Annotated in this window: 23 protein-coding genes; 5 read left to right on the forward strand and 18 right to left on the reverse strand. The window is 48.1% G+C overall.

Features of this window, described 5'->3' with window-relative positions; translation table 11 throughout:
- Positions 1-55: 55 nt before the first annotated feature.
- Complete coding sequence (locus tag Xbed_RS07455) at positions 56-1,111, reverse strand: type VI secretion system baseplate subunit TssF (RefSeq protein ID WP_086112296.1); 1,056 nt, start codon at positions 1,109-1,111, stop codon at positions 56-58.
- A 437-nt stretch (positions 1,112-1,548) separates the two neighbouring features.
- Positions 1,549-2,136: a TetR/AcrR family transcriptional regulator gene (locus Xbed_RS07460; RefSeq protein ID WP_086112297.1), complete on the reverse strand. Its 588-nt coding sequence runs from the start codon at positions 2,134-2,136 to the stop codon at positions 1,549-1,551.
- A gap of 85 nt (positions 2,137-2,221) precedes the next feature.
- Between Xbed_RS07460 and Xbed_RS07465 the strand changes: the two genes are divergently transcribed.
- Both Xbed_RS07465 and Xbed_RS07470 read left to right on the forward strand, forming a co-directional pair.
- On the forward strand, positions 2,222-2,401 hold the full coding sequence (locus tag Xbed_RS07465; RefSeq protein WP_086112298.1) for a hypothetical protein: 180 nt from the start codon (positions 2,222-2,224) through the stop codon (positions 2,399-2,401).
- Entirely contained in the window at positions 2,394-3,008 is a 615-nt protein-coding gene (locus Xbed_RS07470) for an MFS transporter (protein WP_086112299.1), read from the forward strand. The genes Xbed_RS07465 and Xbed_RS07470 overlap by 8 nt, the downstream gene beginning before the upstream one ends.
- Before the next feature lie 402 nt (positions 3,009-3,410).
- Here Xbed_RS07470 and Xbed_RS07480 read toward each other — a convergent pair whose 3' ends face one another.
- From Xbed_RS07480 to Xbed_RS07500, 5 genes are all read right to left on the reverse strand, one after another.
- Positions 3,411-4,952 (reverse strand): NAD(P)/FAD-dependent oxidoreductase, encoded by a 1,542-nt coding sequence (locus tag Xbed_RS07480; RefSeq protein ID WP_086112301.1) that lies wholly within the window; start codon positions 4,950-4,952, stop codon positions 3,411-3,413.
- Positions 4,953-4,978: 26 nt separating this feature from the next.
- Entirely contained in the window at positions 4,979-5,377 is a 399-nt protein-coding gene (locus Xbed_RS07485) for a DUF805 domain-containing protein (RefSeq protein WP_086112302.1), read from the reverse strand.
- A gap of 42 nt (positions 5,378-5,419) precedes the next feature.
- Complete coding sequence (locus Xbed_RS07490) at positions 5,420-6,706, reverse strand: 4-aminobutyrate--2-oxoglutarate transaminase (RefSeq protein WP_086112303.1); 1,287 nt, start codon at positions 6,704-6,706, stop codon at positions 5,420-5,422.
- 107 nt (positions 6,707-6,813) lie between these two features.
- Positions 6,814-7,587, reverse strand: coding sequence for a nuclear transport factor 2 family protein (locus Xbed_RS07495; RefSeq protein ID WP_086112304.1), 774 nt, complete (start codon positions 7,585-7,587; stop codon positions 6,814-6,816).
- Positions 7,588-7,602: 15 nt separating this feature from the next.
- Positions 7,603-9,033 carry a gamma-aminobutyraldehyde dehydrogenase gene (locus Xbed_RS07500; protein ID WP_086112305.1) on the reverse strand — a complete coding sequence of 477 codons (1,431 nt, stop codon included), beginning with the start codon at positions 9,031-9,033 and terminating at the stop codon, positions 7,603-7,605.
- Between the two features lie 777 nt (positions 9,034-9,810).
- Between Xbed_RS07500 and Xbed_RS07505 the strand changes: the two genes are divergently transcribed.
- Together Xbed_RS07505 and Xbed_RS07510 are read left to right on the forward strand one after the other, a co-directional pair.
- Complete coding sequence (locus Xbed_RS07505) at positions 9,811-10,365, forward strand: isochorismatase family protein (RefSeq protein ID WP_086112306.1); 555 nt, start codon at positions 9,811-9,813, stop codon at positions 10,363-10,365.
- Positions 10,366-10,476: 111 nt separating this feature from the next.
- Complete coding sequence (locus Xbed_RS07510; protein WP_244182430.1) at positions 10,477-10,950, forward strand: hypothetical protein; 474 nt, start codon at positions 10,477-10,479, stop codon at positions 10,948-10,950.
- A 213-nt stretch (positions 10,951-11,163) separates the two neighbouring features.
- Here Xbed_RS07510 and Xbed_RS07515 read toward each other — a convergent pair whose 3' ends face one another.
- Complete coding sequence (locus Xbed_RS07515; RefSeq protein ID WP_086112307.1) at positions 11,164-11,751, reverse strand: TetR/AcrR family transcriptional regulator; 588 nt, start codon at positions 11,749-11,751, stop codon at positions 11,164-11,166.
- A gap of 132 nt (positions 11,752-11,883) precedes the next feature.
- On the opposite strand from Xbed_RS07515, the gene Xbed_RS07520 reads away from it, so the two are divergent.
- Positions 11,884-13,080 carry an MFS transporter gene (locus Xbed_RS07520; RefSeq protein ID WP_086112308.1) on the forward strand — a complete coding sequence of 399 codons (1,197 nt, stop codon included), beginning with the start codon at positions 11,884-11,886 and terminating at the stop codon, positions 13,078-13,080.
- A gap of 764 nt (positions 13,081-13,844) precedes the next feature.
- Here Xbed_RS07520 and cobT read toward each other — a convergent pair.
- The 10 genes from cobT to cbiK are packed head-to-tail and all read right to left on the reverse strand — an operon-like array spanning position 13,845 to position 22,038.
- A complete protein-coding gene (gene cobT, locus Xbed_RS07525) occupies positions 13,845-14,930 on the reverse strand; it encodes a nicotinate-nucleotide--dimethylbenzimidazole phosphoribosyltransferase (RefSeq protein ID WP_086112309.1) in 1,086 nt (361 codons plus the stop codon).
- Positions 14,931-14,972: 42 nt separating this feature from the next.
- Positions 14,973-15,731, reverse strand: coding sequence for an adenosylcobinamide-GDP ribazoletransferase (gene cobS, locus Xbed_RS07530; RefSeq protein WP_086112310.1), 759 nt, complete (start codon positions 15,729-15,731; stop codon positions 14,973-14,975).
- Positions 15,728-16,273, reverse strand: a complete 546-nt coding sequence (cobU, locus tag Xbed_RS07535; protein WP_086112311.1) for a bifunctional adenosylcobinamide kinase/adenosylcobinamide-phosphate guanylyltransferase — start codon at positions 16,271-16,273, stop codon at positions 15,728-15,730. The genes cobS and cobU overlap by 4 nt, the downstream gene beginning before the upstream one ends.
- Complete coding sequence (locus tag Xbed_RS07540) at positions 16,270-17,844, reverse strand: cobyric acid synthase (protein ID WP_086112312.1); 1,575 nt, start codon at positions 17,842-17,844, stop codon at positions 16,270-16,272. The genes cobU and Xbed_RS07540 overlap by 4 nt, the downstream gene beginning before the upstream one ends.
- Positions 17,807-18,664 (reverse strand): ATP-binding cassette domain-containing protein, encoded by an 858-nt coding sequence (locus Xbed_RS07545; protein ID WP_086112313.1) that lies wholly within the window; start codon positions 18,662-18,664, stop codon positions 17,807-17,809. Before Xbed_RS07545 ends, Xbed_RS07540 begins: the two co-directional genes overlap by 38 nt.
- Positions 18,665-18,707: 43 nt before the next feature.
- Positions 18,708-19,385, reverse strand: a complete 678-nt coding sequence (locus Xbed_RS07550) for an energy-coupling factor ABC transporter transmembrane protein (RefSeq protein ID WP_086112314.1) — start codon at positions 19,383-19,385, stop codon at positions 18,708-18,710.
- A gap of 44 nt (positions 19,386-19,429) precedes the next feature.
- Complete coding sequence (locus Xbed_RS07555; protein ID WP_086112315.1) at positions 19,430-19,702, reverse strand: energy-coupling factor ABC transporter substrate-binding protein; 273 nt, start codon at positions 19,700-19,702, stop codon at positions 19,430-19,432.
- A 12-nt stretch (positions 19,703-19,714) separates the two neighbouring features.
- Entirely contained in the window at positions 19,715-20,458 is a 744-nt protein-coding gene (locus Xbed_RS07560) for an energy-coupling factor ABC transporter permease (protein WP_086112316.1), read from the reverse strand.
- Between the two features lie 3 nt (positions 20,459-20,461).
- A complete protein-coding gene (locus Xbed_RS07565; RefSeq protein WP_086112317.1) occupies positions 20,462-21,250 on the reverse strand; it encodes a cobalt-factor II C(20)-methyltransferase in 789 nt (262 codons plus the stop codon).
- Complete coding sequence (cbiK, locus tag Xbed_RS07570; RefSeq protein WP_086112318.1) at positions 21,247-22,038, reverse strand: sirohydrochlorin cobaltochelatase; 792 nt, start codon at positions 22,036-22,038, stop codon at positions 21,247-21,249. Before cbiK ends, Xbed_RS07565 begins: the two co-directional genes overlap by 4 nt.
- Positions 22,039-22,043: the final 5 nt, after the last annotated feature.

The raw sequence follows: 22,043 nt of genomic DNA on the forward strand, positions 1-22,043 counted from the left end.
TTGAATGAACTCCTTCCCTGGTCAGATAATCCTTTCAGTTAAAAATCCCCCATTTTTAGTGTTGGTTGGTAAAGCAAGGTGAGATGACCGGATGCTTACGTTGCTGCGCCTCACCGGGCTGTTGCACGGTCTGGATATCACGCAGCCGGAACAGCCGCACCGATCCCCCCAGCGGCAGGGGATAACAGTGATGGTCGGCGTCCAGCGGGACGGGCGGACTGGTCAGGGCGTCCAACTGAATGGCCGGTACACAGCCCAGCATAAAGGCGTCACTGACCTCATCCATCGGCAGTTCACCCTTAAAACGAAAAATCAGCTCAAAGCTGCCGTCCGCATTTAACGGCACGTCAAGGCAACCGTCGCGGATATTCACGGTCATAAAGTTATAAAGGTGGGGCAGCGCATAATATTCCACCAGCGGTTGCAGGCCGGCATAGGCGTTTTTTTCCACCGGCAGCACCGGCGTAGTGAACAGGTTTTGCCAGCCGTCGGGAAAACAGCGGAGTCTTCGCTGTTCGCCCCGGGTTCTCAGGTTGACCTCACAGATGTGCACATCCAGCCACAGGCTCAACTGCGCCGCTTTTTCCGCGTCGGTACCGAGGAAAAACGTCAATGGCCCGCTTTTCCAGACGGGGCCGGCTTCCCCGGTCTGGCACAGGGTCAGGATGATTTCACTGTGGGTGCCGGTTTTTTTCACCGTGCGATCCCGCACGACTAACGGTTCGATATGCAGGGGACGGCAGGTTTTAAAGGTGAGCCACTGGCCATCGAGGTGGGCTGAAACCGACGTACTGGCCGGAATATCGACGGCGCCCTGATGCTCCCCCCTGGTGGGGTAAAACTGCACCACCGTGGTGGGCGGAAGGGGAGACAGGGCCAGCGGCCAGATGCGGGACAAGATACCGTGGGTCATTTCGGGGAATTCATCCTCCACTTTATCCCGCAGGTTGGAGGTCAGCAGGGCAAAGCCCTGAAAGATCCGTTCAATATCCGGGTCATGGGGCGTGTCCAGAAAATCCGCCAGATGCGGGGATGCTTTCGCCACCCGCCGCGCCAGCTCCCGCAGGTAGGCCAGTTCTTGCAGGTACAGCGATTCTTTTTTGTTTTGCATTATGTTTTTTTCTAATGTATGGATTGATAATTAATCGGCAATTTATAGATAAAATGTATGTAAAATATATACTCAATCAGTGGAGACGGTTTATTGTACATAAATATCAATAAAATTAATTAATCAATTAAATCCCATTTTTGTCTGATTTTGGCGGAATGTGGGGGAATGAGCAGAATTTGTATGGGCATTCAGGGAAAAATGCGGATGACGGGAACAGCCACGGTTTGACTGGGGTGAGTGTAGCCAACAAAGAGGCAACTTGAAGTATGACGGGTATAACACCTAGTGCAGACTGTTCTCGATGCACTAATGATTACGTACCGAAGTGTCCGGATTTATTCAAGCACAACAATTGAGCCTGTATTGCATTTTGTGTAAATGCAATACAGGCTCGCTAGTGTCTATCATCTACACTAGCATATTGTTTTCACTCGTTATGGTGGTGATGCCAAACGACGAGCAGCTTCAACGACAGAGGCTCTGCGTCTGGCCCGTTCTTGCTGACTATCAGAACCCGTTAGCATACGCGCCACCTGAGGGACAGCCGACCACCAGCCAGCCAATGCCAACACGAGAAATATCAGATGGTCGGGTTCTAGGGTTCGTGTAACCGTACCTTGACGTTGACCATCAACGACAGCCTGAATTTTGTCGCCATAATATTCACGTCGCTGCTTTTCATCCGGCACTTCACCGTCGAAAATCAGTCCTTCCCAACGCATAAGACGGCTAAGTTCAGGGTGCTCGCAGTGGTAGTCATAAGCTCTACCAGCATATTCCCCTATGTCTTCAACTGCGAAAGACATGATGGGGACTGCCTGCGCGACTTTAGCGAGTTCTCTACGCAACACGGCCGAGAACAGTGCTCGTTTATCACCAAAGTAATTATAAATACGTTCTTTATTGACTCCGGCTGACTTAGCAATCTTTTCGATCGTCGTACCATCAGGCCCGAGTCGGGCAAACTCGACTACTGCTGCTTCCAAAATCTTACGCTTTGTTCCTTCGGTATCCCAAGCCATCGTGCACACTTTCTCATCTATCAGTTGTTGTCGTCATTAAAAGCATACTATAATCAAATCCAACGTTATGGTTGGAAATTAAATTATGAAGTACACCATACTAATTTGTGGTTATCCCGCAGTGGCTTGTCGTTTTGGTAAGGCAGGACAGATCGTACCGGAAGATATCGCCGAACAATTCTGGAAGCGGTATATAACACGTCAAATTCCTCCCATCATTTTCGGTTCAACAAGGCCAGTATCGGAGACAGCAACTCATGCATAACCAAGCTCATCACATAGGAAAACGTAATGGTACAGGAAACCAGTCAGCATCATTTGATCAGACTCACACCGCAAACCGTAATGTTGTTGTTTTGCTCGCTGTTATCGCCCTGTTTGTTCTGGCACAGCTCTATTTAGCAATCCCTTTGTTCGCACACGTTGGTCCAGACCAAGTCATTTTGCTGCGCTTAATCGGGCTACCCGGTATGTTTGCGGCTCTGCTGGTTGGGCCACTTTCTGCCCGATTGAGTATGCCGATTGTCGCGATTATGGGTTACGTCACTGCGGCATTAGGTCTGATACTGGAAGCCGTGTTATCACAATTCCTGATTGGTATTGCTGCCAGTAGCTTGATTTTTGTCACGGGGATCGCTCTTGCCGTACCGGCAATGATCACTCAATTTGGCGCTATAGCCGTCTCTAATCGTGGCGCTGGCATGGCTTTAAATGGGTTTATTCTGTTCATTGGTGCCAGTATCGGCCCACTTATTGCAACAGGAGTACCTGATTTTGTCACATTGTTAGTTGGAACAGCATTGATGCTTCTTTTGGTCACTTTCTGCATTGCAGGCAGTGCATCGCTTATATCATCCTTGAAGAAGCCATAGAACTCGCGATCCCCGGTTTTGGTTACTCGACGCAAACTCAGTCGCCCAGCCACAGGCCGTAGCAACGCTCTTCTACAACCAACGCCGGACAATGCGTAATTCAAAACCATCGCACCGACAAATCAGGCCTAACATCCCTGAACGTTTTTTTCGGGGATAGTGTCAGATATTTTTCAACAAAGGTGCGATGGCAAACCTGACCGATGTCTTGACAGAATCAGTCAAAGCAGCCTTACGAAGCGGGTTGTAAAAGGGGCGGTAACCGATATGACGTTTTTTCTCCGGACAAAAACCGTTGTTCGTATATTCAATCCGTTGATGACCTTGCCGTAAATCTTGCTGCGGAACCAACACACGGCGGGTGACCCAACCGTGGTTGATCGGCTAATGGAAACCAACCACTCAGAACGAAACCATATCTGCCGGATTAAATAGGCTTTTTACTCCCAGAGTACCTTTAATCAATGGGATAGCCATCGGAGATAGATAGGAACCCAGCGGAATATTCAAGTGGTCGATGCGGGTCAACATAGCAAAGTCGTGGTTGCGTCCGGTGAGATCGTCGCTGATGGCTTTGCCAATACGTACAGTCTGCGCCACTCCATGACCGCTCCAGCCATGCACCATATACACCGGGACACTGTCTCCACTTTTGCGGGCATCGGTGGCGCCATTCAGTGTCAGATCGCTGATCCCACCCCAAGAGTATTCCAGTTCGGGATTTTCCAGAGATGGGAACACGGTTTTGATACGACCCAGTAAATAATTGTTCACATCACGCGGTGACCAAGAGTTCCCTGTGCCCTGCCCGCCGAACAGCAGGCGGTTATCACGCACCGCGCGATAATAGTCTATTTGTAGCTGGGTATCGTAAACGGGCAGATCTGACGGGATCAACGCTTTGATATCCATGGGCAACGGTGGAGTGACCGCTACATAAGTGAAAAAAGGCACGGTAGTAGAGGGGCCGGAGATAAACTCATCGGTAGAGCCATGCACTCCCAGTACCACAGCTTTACTTGCCCTGATAACTCCCCGCTCAGTTTCTATCACCGTGTGGTTGACATCCTGCCTGATGCTCTTCACTTTCGTACTGTCATAGACTCGTCCACCCAGTCTGGCAAAACCATAAACCAAGCCTCGCAGTAACGCCAGAGGCTGAACCTGTCCACCCATGCTGTCGATATTGGCACCATGATAGAGACTCGAACGCACATATTCTTCCTGCAATTCGTGTGGCCCAATCACTTTCACCGCCGTATCTCCCAACTGGCATCGGGCATCGGCATCAGCCACCAATGGCCCCATGTGACCCGGGTGGATCGCCGCAGTAATATGACCGTATTTGCGGTCGCATTCAAAACCGTAATGCTCCCGAAGCTCATCCACAAGATCCATCGCTTCAACGGATGTAAAACGCCATAAACGTTTGGCCTCATCGGGTGAGAATCTCTCCAGTATGGTTTCAGCTCCCCAGCGGGCAATACCGGGGGTCATCTGCCCCCCATTACGGCCAGAAGCTCCTGAACCGATATTATCCTTTTCGACCAAAATCACATCCACACCGGCTTCGGCAAGATGCAGCGCCGTGGAAGCCCCCAGCAACCCGCCGCCAATGACGACAACTTCACAGCTCTGGTCTCTGGAAAAACCGCCAAAAGCCGGCCAATCCGCCAGGGCGGCCTCATAATAGTTGGCTGGCATAGCCTTGGCAGTAACGTCTCTATGCCAGTTCCAGATACGCGGGTCCAACCCCAACCGGCTGGTTCTGTATTGTGCATCCTGCAACAGCGTCGGCCGGAAGCGGTCAATATTGACGGACAGCACATTACCCTCAGTTAAAGTCTGGGCGAGCAGCGATGTTGTGGGAAGGATGGAGGAAAGCACTCCCACTCCTGTGAGCGTCGCGACAGTAGAGATAAAGTCTCTTCTATTCATTGTCATTTCAGAACCCCTTTAATGACCTGAAATCACCCATTAGCCTGACCTGAGATATTTTCCTGTGAGTGAATCCGGTTCTCTGAACTGTATTTATTATTGCCAACCTGCCCTTTCAGAGCCGCGAGAGCCAGTAGGATAACATTGCCGACAAACGGGATAAGATGTAACAGTAACCACCAGCCACTATAGTTAATATCGTGCAGGCGGCGGGCAGTTACCGCCAGCGCGGGTAAAAATGTGAGCAGAAGATAGATGGCGCTGAACCACCCCATATAAACTTCGGGATTGGCCACCGCAAACAACCTTTCCAAGAAAGAAATGATAAGAACTGCCAGGATCTGAAACAGAACGAAATACCAGAACTCCTTACGCCGGGCTCGTCCCCTGAAACAGGTATAATTCTTCAACACATTTAAATACCAGTACATTATTGTCCTCTCCTGTGAACCAGTGACAACTTAACTAAATCATCACGTCCTCTCTTTACCATTCAGATCGAGCAGCACAGATCCCAGAATGTTAAGCGCCTCGTCAAAAACATCATCTTGTATAGTCAGTGGTGGCAGGAAACGGATCACATTGCCATGTACACCGCACGTCAACAGAATCAGGCCACGTTCCAGTGCTTTCTGACGCACCGCGTTGGTAAAGCCGGCGTCGGGTTCCTGACTCTCCTCACGGTTAAACTCCACGGCAATCATCAGCCCAAGCCCGCGCACGTCGGCGATCTGTGGAACACGCGGCCGCAATTCATGCAAGCAGTGTTTTAACCGCTCGCCCAACTGCGTCGCACGCGCTGCCAGCTTCTCTTCTTCGATCACATCCAGCACCGCATGACCCGCCGCAATCGCCACCGGATTACCGCCATAAGTTCCCCCCAAACCACCCGGCACCACAGCGTCCATTAGCTCTGCCCGTCCTGTTACCGCCGCCAGCGGCAATCCCCCTGCCAGACCTTTTGCCATCGTGGTCAGATCAGCGGCAACCTCATGATGTTCCATGGCAAACAGTTTGCCCGTCCGGGCGAAACCTGTCTGGATCTCATCAGCAATGAGGACAATGCCGAAGCGATCGGCAATTTCGCGTAGGGATTTGAGCAGTTCAGGAGGCGCGGGGTAGAACCCACCCTCTCCCTGTACAGGTTCTATGATGATGGCCGCGATGCGCGTGGGATCAATATCGGTTTTGAAGAGATTCCCCAGTGCGTCCAGCGTCTGTTTCACGCTGATACCGTGCAGCTCTACCGGAAACGGGACTCGATAAACGTCGCCAACCAGCGGGCCGAATCCCATTTTGTATGGCGCCACTTTGCCGGTTAATGACATACCGAGGAAAGTACGCCCATGAAAAGCGCCGCTGAAAGCGACCACGCCACTGCGCCCGGTTGCTGCTCGCGCAATCTTGACGGCATTTTCTACTGCCTCAGCCCCTGTGGTCACAAAAACGGTTTTCTTCACAAAATTACCCGGCACCAAGCGGTTCAGTCGTTCGGCCAGCGCGACATAATTTTCATAAGGCACGACCTGATGACAAGTATGGGTAAACTGTTCCAATTGATCTCTGGCTGCGGCAATGACGCGCGGGTGGCAGTGACCGGTATTCACCACAGCGATACCCGCAGCAAAGTCAATATAGCGTTGCCCCTCAACATCCCAGATTTCCGCATTTTTCGCGCGTTCAGCATAGACTTGCGTGGTCACGCCAACGCCTTTGGCAATAGCCGCGCTGCGCCTTTTAGCTAACATAGATCCAGTCATAAGTAAAAACTCCTGAGAAATCGGAATAAGTCGGCTTCAGCAGATAAAAACCTTGTGTGTTCCTGATTGAAATAACACAAAATTTCAGCATGTCTGCATCAACAACACTAAAAAATACCGTGAGGATGCAACGCTTGCGTATCCTCCGGCACTGGGGAGATAGCATCCCAAAGTTCAACCACTTTGCCGTTCTCGACACGCCATAGCTCAAAGTAGCTGTGACGTGCTCCGGCAATGCTTCCCTCCGAATGGGTCAGAACAAACTGCCCGTCGGCAACTGTTCGGTGGATTTTGGCATAATGCAGACCTTGCCCTTCCTCCTTCAATTGCTTGAGAAACGCAATGACCGCCGCCGTACCATCAGGAATATCGGGGCTGTGCTGGCGAAACTTCTCACCATTGGTGTAATTTCCAAACTCATCATAGTGTTCTTCGATCAGGGCGCGCGTGAAAAAGTTAACCACCCGTTCGCGGTTCTTCTCCCTGTCATGGCCTGGGTCCGTTTCAGTCGGGCCATCTAACTGAGTTCGGCCACTGGCGTTGGGCGCAGACTCCGGCACTAAGCCGTCCCAATGTTCCACAATTAAGCCATCGGCAACCCGGTACAGATCGAACCCCACCAATGGCTGATCGTCTAACCCGGTAAAACGGCCGTGGATAGCAACCAAGTCACCGTCCTGTAGTACGCGATAAGTTTCATGGTGCAGTTCAGGATGAGTCAGGACCAGCTCACGCAGTCCGGCAAGGCCCTCTTTGACCAACGGCGAATGCTCGATAAAATTCGGCGCAAAATAACGCTCAAGCGTCCCCACATCACGATGAGTAAACAGCCCGTGGTGCGCGTGCAACACCCAGTCGCGCGAAGATCTATTTTGATTCATTATGGGGGTCCTGTATCAGTCGTTGGAACTCATCACATGTTTAATACGGGTATATTCATCGAAACCATAAGCCGACAGATCTTTACCGTATCCAGAGTCTTTAAAGCCGCCATGCGGTGCCTCTGCCGTAAGAGGAATATGGGTGTTAATCCAGACCGTTCCAAAATCAAGCTCACGGGACAGGCGCAACGCACGGCCATGGTCGCGGGTCCAGACACTGGAAGCCAGCCCATACTTCACATCGTTCGCTTTCTCGATAGCCTCTTGTTCTGTCAGGAACTTCTGCACCGTAATAACAGGGCCAAAAATCTCGGTCTGAATCATTTCATCGTGTTGTCCCAGACCGGTAATCACCGTCGGTTCAAAGTAATATCCCGGACGATCGGCCTGATGGCCTCCTGTTTCGATACGGGCATGAGCGGGCAAACGCGCAATAAACCCTTTGACCTGCTCCAACTGACGAATATTATTCAACGGCCCATACAGCGCCTCTTTATCTTCCGGATCACCAAAACGGATGGCTTTCACGGCTGCCACCAGTTTAGTCATGAAGATATCGTAAACAGATTCATGTACCAGCACACGTGAAGCGGCCGTGCAATCCTGACCCGCGTTGAAGAACCCTGCGGTGGCAATGGTTTCCACTGCTTTATCTATATCCGCATCGGCAAAAACAACCACCGGCGCTTTGCCTCCCAACTCCAGATGTGCTCTGGTGAGATTAGCCGCCGCCGAAGAGGCAACCTGCAAACCCGCACGTACAGAACCGGTGATGGAAACCATAGCCGGCGTTTTGTGTGAAACGACCCGTTCACCTGCGCTGGCATTACCCAACACCACGTTGAAAGTGCCGGTAGGGAAGAGCGGAGCGGACAATTCAGCCAGCAACAAAGTACTTTCCGGCGTGGTATCGCTCGGTTTAAGCACCACGGTATTACCTGCAGCCAGAGCAGGGGCTATCTTCCACACCGCCATCATCAACGGATAGTTCCATGGGGTAACCTGCCCAACCACACCCAGCGGTTCACGCCGGATACTGGTCGTCATACCAGAAAGATATTCAGCAGTAGCCCTGCCTTCCAAAAAACGAGCCGCACCAGCGAAAAAGCGGATATGATCCACCGACGTCGCAACTTCCTCGGAGGCAATCAAGTGCTTAAGCTGCCCGGTATTGCGACTTTGCGACTCAATCAGGCGTTCAGCATTTTTTTCTACCGTATCAGCCAGCGCTAGCAACGCCTGCTGGCGTTCCGAAGGTGTGCTGCGTCCCCATATTTTAAACGCCGCTTTAGCCGACGCATAAGCATCATCAACATCCGCTGCTGTCGCATTAGGAGAACGCGCATAAGATTGACCCGTGACCGGACTTACCAAATCAAAATATTCGGAGCCTTTAGATTCAATATACTGACTATTAATAAAATGCCTGAGCGTTGGTATCGACATTGTTACCTCCCGGTGGATTGAAGATAAAATATAACTTATGGTTTAATCTATTTAATGGTTACGCTTTCGTCAAATTTGTAGAAAAAATGTAAAAATTAAGTAAATTTATATAGATACATGTAACTTTCATCATTTCCATCAAGAAAAAATATGTAAATCTGTGAGTAAGATCGAGGATTTCACATCACCACTAAAAAATAAGTCAAACCAACGCCCTGAAAATTTATCTTTCCTGAACTATTTCAAATAATTTTATTATCTGGATAACTTTACCGTAGCCCTATTATAAAAAGTGAGAAAGTGCAGATGCACATGTATATTTTTTTCTTAAATTTCCAGCATGATTTTTAATTAAATAAAATGATATATTTTCATGTAATTTATTGGATTGTGCGTATTATGTGAATGCAAGGAGATTAAAGAATTGGGTTATTGATTTTTTATTTGTCATTTTCTGTGTAATTCCTTTTACATTGTTTATGGTGTCTGCAAGATTGGGATACAAATCTTTTATATTTATAAAAAACCATAAAGGAGGAATCTGTACATAAATTTGTGGTGCGACACGAAGTTGTTTGGATTCAAGTCATTAAGTACGAAGAAATTTTACGATATCTACTCACCTGTAAATTCAGATTATTCTCTTGCAGGTGACCTGCCTGATTGAGTGATGCTCCTATGTCAAGCAGTGCCACGGAATAGATTTTAAGTCAGCCAAAATTAATGGATAAAACTCCCGTATAATATAGCGCTTTAAACAACGCAATATTTCTTTAGTTGACAATCCCTTATTACGCTTTTGTTCCAAAAGCCTCTTTTCAAAAAGAATATTCTGATGGCGCTTTGCAATTAGGTAAACAGGGCCAAATAGCCATCACCAACGCAGCTAACCTATTAGCGTATGCCAGAAAAAATAATGTTCCTGTCTTTCATGTTGTACATCATGCCAAGCCCGGTTCTGTTATATTTGATCCTACCACCGATAAAGCGGATTTGATTAAGGATGTCGAAGCCAATAGCGAGGAGGAAGTTGTTTCCAAATCTTTACCTAGCTCATTTTATAATACAGAGTTAAATGATCTGCTGTCACTGACTGGCCGTAAGCAGCTCGTATTGGCGGGTTTTATGAGCCATATGTGCGTCACGGCTACAACCATCAAAGCATTAGAGTTAGGATACGAAAACTTTGTCTGTGCTGATGCTTGCGCTAGCCGTGATCTGAAATACATTGATGGTTCACGGGTTAAAGCGGATTCCGTACATAAAGCTGCAATGGCTGCCTTGAGCGACCGATATGCAACTTTGGTTAATTGTTCTGATGTGATCAGCTAACCATTATCATAAATCAACTTATTATTCAGTTGCATAAGTTGGGTTATTTTACTCTTTGTAAATGCATTTTATATTCTGGAGAGAAATACAATGAAACTACGCATAATAATCATGGCTACATCTATATTAAGTCTTCCTTGTGTGGCATCACATACTCAATCTGAAAACAACCATATCTCGAAGAAAGTGATTGATTGTAAACAATTAGATGGGAAGCCCGGTCAAAATGGCAAAGACGGGATACCTAATAGTCATTGTGAAAATGGAGGTAGGGGCGGGGATGGAAAATCGCCCGGACAATCGGGTGGTAACGGTGGTAAAGGAGCCTCCGGCGGTGATAGCGGTAACGGCGGTGATGGCGGTAACGGTGCATCTGGCGGTGGTGGTGCGGGTGGTAATGGTGGTGCGGGTGGTAATGGTGGTGCGGGTGGCGATGGCGGCAATGGTGGCAATGGTGATGCCAATGGCGGTAATGGCGGCTCCGGAGGTAATGGCGGGGACGCTGGCAAAGGTGGTAAAGGAGGAGAAGGTGGCAAAGGTGGCAAAAACGGTGGACATGATGGACACAAAGGTAAGGATGGGTAACGCTTAATTCTGATTAATATGTACTAGTCCAGACTTGATCTGATGGACGCCCCGCATGGCGGCATGGCGTTAATGGCACCAAAATGAAATAGCAATATTCGTTTAATCGGAGCGTCCATCATGAATAGCAAAATGCTCGGCCTTGATTTAGCAAAATCGGTTTTTCAAGCATGTCTATTCAAGGGGAATTGCGTTATTTTTAATAAAAAAAAATCAATCACATTTTAAACCTTCAAGCAATAAGTCAAAAGCAGAAAGCGCTTTTGAAAGTTTAACTTCCGGGTCAGCGTCATCAGCAATCCATAGAGCCGCTTCAATTAAGCTTCCATTTATTAAACAAGCTAAAACTTCTGTATCAACATCTTTTATTTTCTTTTCAAGAACCATGCTTTGCAAAAGTATTCTCATTGATGAAATACAGTGAGTTTGAGATTCTCTAAATCGGTCACCTAGAAAAATTCTCGAATCCTTTAACACTATTTGTTGAAATTCCAAATTGAGTGACATTGCCAAATAAGCTCGGCATCTGTCGCGAAATCCAGTCCATGAGTCAGTTGCATTATCTGATATAGACTGGAGCTGCTGATCCATTTCTGAATCAATTTGCTCAACAACAGCCATTAATAAACCTTTTTTATCACCGAAATGATGATATAGGGCACCACGAGTCAGTCCGACCTTAGCCGTGAAATCATCCATTGAAGTATTAGAGTAACCTAGGGAGCCAAAGGCATAACGAGCGGTTGTCAATAGCTTAGTACGAGTCTCTTCTATCATTTCTATACGGGTACGCCGGGTCATTTATCCTCCATTAATATATTCTTGTGACTCTTTGACATACATAGCGTATGTTGATACGTTATCTAACATACATACCGTATGTGTATTGATCGACAAAATTTTACTCAACCAATTATCACAATGGGAAGCAATATGAGCAATCCTTATAGTGAATTATTCAAACCCTCTGGTGCAATAGGATTTTCCTTGGCAGGTTTTATGGCTCGCATGCCACTTCCAATGACTGGAATCGGTATCATCGTCATGTTATCACAGCTCAATGGTCGCTACGGATTAGCTGGGGCAGTATCAGCAACCTTTGTATTGACCTATGCTTTGGTAGCCCCACAGGTTTCTCGTTTAGTCGATCTTTATGGACAATATCGGGTGTTACCTATTGCAACCTCGATCAGTGTTTTAGGCGTATTAGCTCTTTTAGCTTGTACATATTGGAATACGCCAATTTGGACATTTTTTTTATGTGCTGTTCTGGCTGGTTTTATGCCTAGTATGTCAGCGATGGTTCGTGCCCGATGGACGGCTATCTATCGTGGACAATCTCAGCTACAGACGGCGTACTCCCTCGAAACAGTATTTGATGAAATATCGTTTATTGCTGGTCCACCTATATCCGTTGGTTTAAGCGTAGCCGTTTTTCCCCAAGCTGGACCACTGGCGGCAACGCTGCTGTTAGCGCTAGGGGTGTGTTTATTTGTTATGTTTCGGAGTACAGAACCTCCTGTAGAGACTCAGAAAGTTACTTTGGAAACAACAGGTTCAGTTATTAGCATTTCTGGCGTATGGATTCTGGCATTATTACTTGCCTGCATGGGAATGATTGTGGGTACTGTAGATATAGTGAGTGTTGCTTTTGCTGAACAATTGGGACGTCCGGCAGCCGCCAGTATAGTATTGTCTGTTTACGCTATAGGTTCTTGCCTTGCTGGATTGATATTTGGGGCTATTAAGCTGAAAACACCATTGTACCGACTTTTCCTTATAGGAGGATTGGCTACTGCTTTGACTGCTCTTCCTTTTTTAATGGCTAACAGCATTTCCGGTTTAGCACTCGCTGTCTTTATAGCGGGTTTATTCTTTGCACCAACAATGATCATAGCGATGGCATTAGTTGAGAGAATGGTGCCAGAAAGAAAATTAACCGAAGGACTAACTTGGTTACTTTCGGGTCTCAATACAGGAGCCGCGTTGGGAGCGGCGGCGGCCGGACAATTTGTTGATATATACGGTTCTCGTGGTGGATTCATGGTTTCCTTGATTGCTGGAGTAGGGATAGCTTTAGTGACCTTGTTCGGTTTTTTGCACTTACGCTCACATCATTTTAAATCTTGATGCAACATGAATTCCCCACTGCCAGAAGGTTGTTGCTACTCCAGGACAACCTGATGATTAACGAACAACAGGGTAACAAAGTCAACCAATGAATAATCAAACTAAAGTACGTTTTCGCTAATAATATTGAACCTCTAATCTAGAGCTTATTCTCTAATAAATCGAAATGTAAGCCATAGGCTCCTCTTTCAACATGAATTAGATTAACAAAATAAATACTCACACTGTATTATCACATCAATTATATCAGCGTAATAAACACACACATAAAAACAATTAAAATGAATATGATTGGTAACAAATACGCTTTAAATACAATTTAAAATAAATTCATTATTATAATTTTATTTTATCACAATACTCTTTTTTGTGGTTTGGTTTTTATATTTTCTTGTTGTTATATAGTCCGTAAGCAGCTTATAAAATGAAGTGCTGGCCCAGTGTTATGCTAATTACATTAACTAATGAGGGTACTATAATGAGAAACATCGATATTATCGTAGAAGTTAAATCTGAAGAGATTATGGTAAACTTAATAAAGATATAGATAATCCTGTCGCACTTCATCAATCAATGACGAATAGTAGATATATCCGCGTATTACCTGAAGATGATATACTTGCTTCAGTTGATGATAATCTTAATGTCATGATGAAAGCTAATATAGGCGACCCGCCATTTACAGAGAAACTTCTCCCATGGGTTATATTGCGTTGGAGACAGGTCTTATTCTAGAAAATAATATGATGGTATAGTTTTCTGGGTTAATTTATCTTTAAAGGTCGCGCTATGCGCGGCCTTTTTAACATCGGTAAACTGATCCCGCTACTTGCCAAATGCCCCATGTGGCAATACATCGCACAAGCAGCATCAATTAAGGACATGGCAATCGCCGCCCCGCTACCTTCACCAAGGCGTAAATCTAAATGCAGGTAAGGTTGTAAATTCAAATGCTGTAATGCCAGCGCCGAACCTTTTTCTGCCGACATATGGGAAGGGATGCAATAATCCCGTGCAATGGGTGAAATTTGACACGCCGCCAATGCGGATGCATAAGATAAGAAACCATCAAGCACAACAGGCACACCAGAAGCCGCTGCCCCCAGAATGACGCCCGTCATACCCACAAGATCGAAGCCCCCTACTTTTGCCAATACATCAAGGGCGTTTTTGCCATCCGGCTGATTGACGGCAATCGCCTGCCGGACAATGGCTTGTTTGTGCATCAATCGCTCAAGAGGAAAATTTGCCCCAAACCCCACCACATCACAGGGATCGCTTTCGGTCAGAACACTGACAACTGCGGCCGCCGAAGTCGTATTGGCAATCCCCAGCTCCCCCACGCCAAATACTGTCATTCCCGCGGCAATACGCTGCTGTACCAGTTGTGCACTTGCCAGCAATAGCATTTCAGCCTGCTGATAATCCATTGCGGCTCCCAGGGCAATATTGCCGCTGCCTCGCGCAACTTTCAGGGACAACAAATGTTCAATCGGCTCACAATCAATGCCAATATCCACGGGCAAAACCTGTGTTCCGCTGTTTTTCGCCAGCACACAAACACCGGTTATGCCTTTCAACATATTACTTGCCTGTATCGCCGTGACATTTTTAGGTGAAACAGCCACGCCTTCATCATAGACACCGTGATCAGCACACATCACAATGATCTCTTTTTTTAGATCCCGCAGATCACGAATACCTGACATACCCGATAGTTGTATCGCCAGCGTTTCCAGCCGTCCCAGACTTCCCTGTGGTTTGAGCAAACTGTCAATGTGCTGCGCCGCTCTTTCCATATTCGCCCGATTCAGGGGGCGAATTGCACTCATCAAGGATTGGAGGGTCATTGGTTTATTATCCAATTAACAATTCATTACCAAATTAACAATTCATTGCCAAATTAACGCCAACAAAAAAATCACTTCGCCTGCTTCAATGGAAGCTCCCAGCGTATCGCCGGTTTGTCCGCCAAGTCGATAATTGAAATACAGAGCCAGTCCATAAACCGCGAGCAATGTTATCATCATGGCAGATAAGCCTTGCCAATCCCCCAAAATCATCACCATGACCCCCCCTCCCAACAGGGTCAGCACCGCAGAGTAAGATGAAAGCCGGCCAATGTAACAACTTCCCATTCCCTCACCTTCACGGGCATAACGTTGCGCATACATCAAAAGCACCACAGCGGTACGCCCGACAATCGGTGCACACGTCAATACAGCCAGCAAGTAAGAAGAGGGATAGTAAGAGATTTCAGCGACCGCCAAGGTTTTAAGCAAGATACAAAAAATTAACCCGAGGCCGCCATAAGTCCCAAGCCGGCTGTCACGCATAATCTCCAGCATTTTTTCTCGTTGGCGGGCAGAAAAAATGCCGTCACAGGTATCCGCCACGCCATCTAAATGTAATCCTCCCGTCAACAGAACCAATGCCAGTACATAACCTATCGCACCGATATATATTCCCCCACCCGACTGGATGATAGAGAGCGGGATCAAGCCGGCCAAACCACCGACAGTCAATCCAATCACGGGAAAATAGGGCACACCACGCCAATATTGTTGGAAATCGACCCCCTCTCCCCATTTTTTGGGGATGGGAAATCGCGTCATAAACTGTAACGTGGCCCAAAAAAGGTTCAGTTTCATTTAATCTTTACCCCAATACCCGAAACCAACAGCCAGACTTCTTGAGCCGCCCGTGCCAGCTTTTGGTTGGCACGTCCGGCGATATCGACAAAATGGCGGGCCAGTCGGTTTTCAGGTGTGATGCCCATTCCCAATTCGTTGGTCACCAAATAGACCGGCATAGGACACATCAGGCCGGCGTCAATCAAATCATCGAGCTGGTGATGGATAAGCCGCTCCAATGAGGTGAAATCCAGTTCATCAGGTGGCATCCCACCCGATAAGTCAAATAATAAATTAGCCACCCATGTGGTGATACATTCCAGCATAACGCCCTCTTGCGGTTGGCGGTATTGGCGGATAACGGCACCTAAGTCCTGATGACCTTCCCAAGTCCGCCAGTGTGCCGGACGCGCCTGTTTATGCCGCTCAATGCGCGCCGCCATCTCTTCGTCGGTAACCTGAGCCGTGGCGATATACAAAACTTGCCCGCACTGTTGTGCAATCAGGCGTTCAGCATGGCAGCTCTTGCCACTGCGCGCACCGCCTGTCACCAAAATCATGGCGTGACTCCACTGCATACTACACGTCTTTTTCTCAGCCATTCATGTTCACGCATCAACTGGTAGATTTTCCCGATATCCAGATGGTCACGCAGACTGGCCGCCAATGTGTTGAACTGTTTTTCCTTATGCCGGGCGTAATTGAAAGTCGTATTCTCCAATGGAGCGTAGCCCTTACTTATCCGAAGCTGATTCAATAGCGGCCGAGTGAACGCATTTTGGTCAAACAGACCATGCAGATAACTTCCCATCACCAAACCATCTTGGCTAACCGCGCCATCAAACCCGGTTTTTTCCTCGCCATTGTGCAGATACATTTTGGCGAAAGGCGTTGCCTGCGGACCAAGTTGAGTGACACCCATATGAATTTCATAACCCGCAATCGGCTGATCGCAACATAAACCCAGCATTCCCGACAATGCAGGCATCACAATTCCCTTAACCTGTGCGGTCTGTTTTTCGCCGGCAAAGTGTGTCTCGCTATCCAATAACCCTAACCCTACCATTTGCGTCAGGCCGGATTCCACTTCATCCACAATCTGTTTTCCTAACATTTGGTAGCCACCACAGATCCCGATAATCGGGACGTGTTTCTGACGGAGATGGGTAATCGCCTGATCCAGTCCCTGAATTTTTAACCAGGCTAAATCGCCCAAGGTATTTTTACTGCCGGGAAGGATAATCAGATCCGCGCCCTGAAGTTCAGAAGGCTCAGAAACATAACGCAGATGGACATCCGGTTGCGCCGCCAGTGCATTGAAATCGGTGAAGTTGGCGATATGGGGATATTGAATCACTGCGATATCAAGACAATTTCCTGCTTTTTTCTCCGCCTGTTCATATTTGCCCACCTGCAAGGCAACGCTGTCTTCATCTTCCAGATCAAGATCCAGCCACGGCAAAACCCCCAAAATCGGCACTTGTGTCAACGCTTCGATCTGGTCAATGCCGGGTTGCAATAATGCCAGATCACCCCGGAATTTATTGATGATCACGCCCTTGACCCGTGCCTTTTCTGCGGGGGCAAGCAACGCCAATGTCCCGTAAATAGAGGCAAATACCCCGCCCCGATCGATATCCGCCACCAGGATCACCGGCGTATCCACTAATTCCGCCATGCCCATATTGACGATATCGCGGTCACGCAGATTGATTTCTGCCGGGCTGCCCGCCCCCTCCAACACCATGATGTCCGTTTCTGCGGCAAGGCTGTTATAGGCCATCAAGATTTGCTGAAGCAACTGGGGTTTATATTGGTGATATTCCACCGCATTCATGCTGCACATCACTTTACCCATAAAAACCACCTGCGCTTTACGATCGCTGGTGGGTTTCAACAAGACGGGATTCATGCGAACATCCGGCACCATACCCGCCGCTTCTGCCTGAAATATTTGCGCTCGCCCCATCTCTTTGCCATCGGCGGTAATGCCAGAATTCAGCGCCATATTCTGTGACTTGAAAGGCGTGCAACGATAGCCATCCTGCGAAAATATCCGGCAAAAACCCGCCACCAGAACGCTTTTTCCTACATCAGACGCCGTTCCCTGAATCATCAACGATAATGTCATTGTTATTTTCCCCTATCCCGTAAAAATTCCTGCGTAAAACAGTAAAAAGTTCCTGCTCAGTCTTACACAGGGGTAACCCGGCTTCGCAGTGGACTTTTACCAGCCACGGCTGTGTCAGGCCAGCCTGTTCGAGTTGTGTTTTTTGCCGCAGTACAACCTCGGGTTTACCGGAACTGATCATTTGCCCATCTGCCAGTACATACACCCCCCCGCAGATCTGGTAGATCAAATCGATGTCATGACTGGAAATAACGATCCGCTTTCCTTTGGCGGCAATCATGCCAATGATGTCCAACATTTGTCTGCGACCTGCGGGATCAAGCCCGGCGGTGGGTTCATCCAGCAGCAAATAATCAAAATCCATGACCAATGCTCCCGCAATTGCCACCCGTTTTTTCTGACCAAAACTCAAATATTGAATGGGTTTATTGCGGAAAGGATGAGCATCCACCAGCGTCAATGCGTATTCAATCCTGCGCTGAATTTCGGCTTCATCGACACCCAGGTTACGTAAACTGAAAGCAAGATCGCTTTCGATATCGGTATAGAAAATTTGCTGGTCGGGATCTTGAAATACCGTGACAACCCGCTGGCGCAAAGCCATCAAGCCTTTTTTGCTGTAATCCAGCCGGGCATGATCCCACCAGACCGCCCCTTGCTGTGGACGCAAAATGCCAGAAAGCGTCATCAGTAAAGTCGATTTGCCACAACCATTTGCCCCGATAATTCCGGTAACCTGATAACGGCTGAAATCAAGGGTCAAATCTTTCAAGATGGGTTGATCCTGATAACTGAAAGACAGTGCCCGTGTTGCTAGCATACCGCCCGCCTCCTCTGTTGTTCCTATCCCTGCTTTTATCATCTCACAGATGAAAATCACCCTGATATAACTTGAGTTCTAACGCGATACTCATTTGCTGATAACGACTCATGACCCGCGAAAACAGCATACTGATCAGCATCGCCAGCGATCGGTAACTGGCTCTCAAGGAGGAATAACCAAACCGCAATGACTGTGCATGATAGATAGCCATCGCTTCTTGCAAAAAGATAAAAATAAAACGCCATGTCAGCAGGATTTGTTCGATCAATAAATGGGGCACCCGACAAAATTTGAGTAATTTGATCATCTGTTCAAAAGGCATGTTCATCATGAACCAGAAAGTTGCCGACAGTGCCGCCAGACTGCGCCAGAGAGTTTGGTTCGCCATCTTTACCCCTTGTGGATCGATGCCAAGCCAATATTGCCCGACCCGGAATCCCCACAGGAGGCTCTCCTCCTGCGGGCTTGCGGACAACACGATGGCAATCAGGCCAACGCCCAAAAATCCCACCGGGATCAGCAGCCATTTCAGATAACGCAATAAGCTAATCCGCAGCAGATAACGGGTCAACATGGCAAGTCCCACGACCAGCATGGCTTGCCATATTGGGGAAAACCCCATGGCCGCAGCCATGAACAAGAGATACAGGGCGAATTTCGCCCTGGGATCTTTGTCACGCCAACGGCTCTGATAGCTGAGTTTATCGATTCCGATCATAATTTTTCCGATTACGGCGCTTTCCGATTACGACATCTTTCCCATTACGACACTTTCCGGTTACGACAATAGTAACCCAGAATGTAGAAGATCACGGCTGTGCCCAGACTTCCCTGTAAAGTGAACAACAAACTTTCTATTTCACCACTGGCGGGTTGATATAAAGATTCAAACCACGGCGTGTAATTCGGGGCAATTTCCATGATTTGGGCGGCGGCCTGACCATCCGCCCCACCGAATTCGCCACCGTGATCAATAAAGAATGGCATGATGCACAAAGCGGCCACAAGAGACAGTAATAGCAATGTCTTTTTCATCTTCAACACTCCTTAAGCACTGCGAGCCTGAATTAATTGTCTTTTAACGAGCTGGTCGTAAATCAGCACCGTCAGTAATCCTTCGGCCACCGCGATAGGTAGCTGGGTCATACAGAAAATCCCCATGAATTTGAGAATCGCGGCACCCATGCCCAGTTGTGGATCAGGGAAAGCCACGCCCAATTGAATGGAAGTCACGGCATAAGTAACGATATCGGCGACAAAGGCACAGAAAAAGACACCGACATCTTTGCGCACTCCCATCTTGCAGGAGAAACGCCATACCAGATAACCCACCCATGGGCCAATCACCGCCATCGACATGCCATTGGCCCCCAGCGTAGTGACACCGCCGTGTGCCAGCAGCAGGGCCTGAAACAGCAGGACAATGGCACCCAGTACCGCGACCACGGAGGGGCCAAATAAAATCACGGCCAAGGCAACGCCGGTCGGATGAGAACAGCTTCCGGTGACAGAGGGAATTTTCAATGCAGAGAGAACAAAAATAAATGCCCCGCACAATGCCAGCAGGACTTTCTGATGACTGTCATCCTGCACAATTTGGCGTAACCTGACTAATCCCGCCGCCAGACAAGGCAAAAAAGCCAGCCACCATGCCACTGCCCACAACGGAGGCAGAAACCCCTCCATCACATGCATAGCGAAGGCTTCTTGTGGTGCAAATGTCAAAGACAATGCCAAAAACAGTGCGATGGCCGCACCGGATAACGAGAATTTCGTTAGTTGCTGTTGCATAACTCACCTCGATAATTGCCAGTTTTTATTAATCAAAATCGTTGAAAAATACGAGAGTTCCTGCCCCGCGTTTTTTTCGTGCAGGGGCAACGTGGCAAGATCGCGCCAACATTGCTCTGTCGGCAACGTGGCATCTGCCATCATCACGGCATGTCTCAATAGGTTGTGGCGATACAGTAAATCGCGGATCAGGGAAAAACGTGAATAGACTTTCATCAGGACAATACAGTCATAATGCAGCAATGCCTGCTCTAAGACAGTTTCAGAGGCGGTACAGGAAATCACCGCCAATGTTTGATTTTCCATCGCCAATGGCATCGCACTGACGGCGGAAATGGCAGAGAATGAGGTGATCCCCGGTACAATTTCCAACCACGATGGAGGCGTCATCTGTCTTGATGGCGTTTGTTGTAAAAGCGTTTGCTTCAAAAGCATACGTTGCAACAGAAAGACCCAAGTGCTGAACAGCATCGGATCGCCCAACGTGATAAAACCGACTTTCCGGCCGTTGATGACCTCCTCGCGCAAGGTTTGTGCCACTTCATCCCATACCGCTTCTTTTGCTGCCCTGCTGCCTTGCATTAAAAAATGGTAAGTACACACTTCGGTTGTTGGTGAAAGATATTCTGCAATGATGGTGTGAGCGAGGCTTTGGGCGCCTCTTTTTCCCGTTGGGGCATAGACCACATCCAGCCCGGCAAGAATACGCGCCGCCCGTACCGTAATCAGGTCACCGGCACCCGGCCCAACGCCCATGACATACAGTTTTCCGGCTTTCGCTTTTCCGTTCATGCGGTTTTCCCCTCCTCATTCAGCGCGTCAGCAAGATGATCGACAAACATCTGCCGAATCATGGGGTTTTCCCCCAATCCCCGTAACTCAGGGATCGCGACGATCCCCGCATTCTCCAACTGTGATTTCCAGGAATCTTCTTCATTTGAAGCCATATCATTGATGGCATGATCGCCTGCCACCAGCATCAATGGCATCAGATACACTTTGCGGATCTGTTGTTGTTTTAATCCCTTGATGATCAGAGGGAGTCCGGGATAGCTTTCAACCGCCCCTACCCGTGCCGGAAAATGGTGGTGGTTCATCAGGTGATCCAGACAGGCGTAGGCGGAAAAAGCAGGGTGGGTTGTACCGTGTCCCATAAAAACGACACATTCACCTTCTGCCAGCCGGGGAAGCTGGGGGCGCAGTGCCTGCATCAATTGCAGGTAGTCATTAAAATGGCTGAGTAACGGGGCACCCAGCACCAACCGTTTAAAACGCGGGCGAAATGCCTCAACTTCATGCAGCACCTTTTCATATTCATCCCCCCTGATGATATGCAGGCATTGAACCGCAACATCGTTATAACCCGCGTGGTACAGTCTGGTCAGCGCATCATGGGGAGAATCAATAGTAATATCATCGCGCTGACGCCATTTGCGAATGATCATGCCAGAGGTAAATGCCCGGAATAATGCCCGATCCGGAAAAACGGACGCCAATTGCTGCTCACAGGACTCAATGTTGTTTTTTAGCGTTTCCGGATAACTGGTTCCAAAACTTATCACCAATAATGCTTTTTTCATTTTGC

The organism is Xenorhabdus beddingii, assembly GCF_002127545.1.
Taxonomy (GTDB): Bacteria; Pseudomonadota; Gammaproteobacteria; order Enterobacterales; family Enterobacteriaceae; genus Xenorhabdus; species Xenorhabdus beddingii.

Excerpts from the sequence above, each read along its gene's own strand:
- Xbed_RS07520 (WP_086112308.1), top strand. The coding sequence starts at position 11,884 with ATGAGCAATCCTTATAGTGAATTATTCAAACCCTCTGGTGCAATAGGA.
- Xbed_RS07550 (WP_086112314.1), bottom strand. The coding sequence starts at position 19,385 with ATGATCGGAATCGATAAACTCAGCTATCAGAGCCGTTGGCGTGACAAA.
- Xbed_RS07515 (WP_086112307.1), bottom strand. The coding sequence starts at position 11,751 with ATGACCCGGCGTACCCGTATAGAAATGATAGAAGAGACTCGTACTAAG.
- Xbed_RS07565 (WP_086112317.1), bottom strand. The coding sequence starts at position 21,250 with ATGAACGGAAAAGCGAAAGCCGGAAAACTGTATGTCATGGGCGTTGGG.
- Xbed_RS07470 (WP_086112299.1), top strand. The coding sequence starts at position 2,394 with ATGCATAACCAAGCTCATCACATAGGAAAACGTAATGGTACAGGAAAC.
- Xbed_RS07555 (WP_086112315.1), bottom strand. The coding sequence starts at position 19,702 with ATGAAAAAGACATTGCTATTACTGTCTCTTGTGGCCGCTTTGTGCATC.
- cobT (WP_086112309.1), bottom strand. The coding sequence starts at position 14,930 with ATGACCCTCCAATCCTTGATGAGTGCAATTCGCCCCCTGAATCGGGCG.
- cobS (WP_086112310.1), bottom strand. The coding sequence starts at position 15,731 with ATGAAACTGAACCTTTTTTGGGCCACGTTACAGTTTATGACGCGATTT.
- Xbed_RS07460 (WP_086112297.1), bottom strand. The coding sequence starts at position 2,136 with ATGGCTTGGGATACCGAAGGAACAAAGCGTAAGATTTTGGAAGCAGCA.
- Xbed_RS07545 (WP_086112313.1), bottom strand. The coding sequence starts at position 18,664 with ATGCTAGCAACACGGGCACTGTCTTTCAGTTATCAGGATCAACCCATC.
- Xbed_RS07485 (WP_086112302.1), bottom strand. The coding sequence starts at position 5,377 with ATGTACTGGTATTTAAATGTGTTGAAGAATTATACCTGTTTCAGGGGA.
- Xbed_RS07495 (WP_086112304.1), bottom strand. The coding sequence starts at position 7,587 with ATGAATCAAAATAGATCTTCGCGCGACTGGGTGTTGCACGCGCACCAC.
- Xbed_RS07510 (WP_244182430.1), top strand. The coding sequence starts at position 10,477 with ATGGCTACATCTATATTAAGTCTTCCTTGTGTGGCATCACATACTCAA.
- Xbed_RS07540 (WP_086112312.1), bottom strand. The coding sequence starts at position 17,844 with ATGACATTATCGTTGATGATTCAGGGAACGGCGTCTGATGTAGGAAAA.
- Xbed_RS07480 (WP_086112301.1), bottom strand. The coding sequence starts at position 4,952 with ATGACAATGAATAGAAGAGACTTTATCTCTACTGTCGCGACGCTCACA.
- cbiK (WP_086112318.1), bottom strand. The coding sequence starts at position 22,038 with ATGAAAAAAGCATTATTGGTGATAAGTTTTGGAACCAGTTATCCGGAA.
- Xbed_RS07465 (WP_086112298.1), top strand. The coding sequence starts at position 2,222 with ATGAAGTACACCATACTAATTTGTGGTTATCCCGCAGTGGCTTGTCGT.
- Xbed_RS07500 (WP_086112305.1), bottom strand. The coding sequence starts at position 9,033 with ATGTCGATACCAACGCTCAGGCATTTTATTAATAGTCAGTATATTGAA.
- Xbed_RS07560 (WP_086112316.1), bottom strand. The coding sequence starts at position 20,458 with ATGCAACAGCAACTAACGAAATTCTCGTTATCCGGTGCGGCCATCGCA.
- Xbed_RS07455 (WP_086112296.1), bottom strand. The coding sequence starts at position 1,111 with ATGCAAAACAAAAAAGAATCGCTGTACCTGCAAGAACTGGCCTACCTG.
- cobU (WP_086112311.1), bottom strand. The coding sequence starts at position 16,273 with ATGATTTTGGTGACAGGCGGTGCGCGCAGTGGCAAGAGCTGCCATGCT.
- Xbed_RS07490 (WP_086112303.1), bottom strand. The coding sequence starts at position 6,706 with ATGACTGGATCTATGTTAGCTAAAAGGCGCAGCGCGGCTATTGCCAAA.